1 protein-coding gene is annotated in these 236 nt (G+C 60.2%); it reads left to right on the plus strand.

What is annotated here, in order from left to right:
• A partial coding sequence (locus AC0L3U_RS40225; protein WP_473365246.1) for a hypothetical protein occupies positions 1 to 236 on the plus strand: 236 nt, incomplete at both ends.

The raw sequence follows: 236 nt of genomic DNA on the forward strand, positions 1-236 counted from the left end.
GGTGGGCAGGTGCCGAGTGGATCGACGCCTGAGTACAAGGAGCAGGTTTTGGCTGCCTGCCTTGCCGCTGTTTCGCGGCACTTTCCGCAGTCGTACCGCAGTGCGGTTGAAAAAGCAGAACTGCACATAATCGAATGTGCCAGGCCGGGTACCTCGGATGGACTTTCCATCGTGTATTGGTCCGCCTGCCATCAGATTGCGGCCGGGGGAACGTATGCCGGGGGCACCACACAAGG

It is taken from the genome of Bradyrhizobium sp. Kon69 (assembly GCF_055807515.1).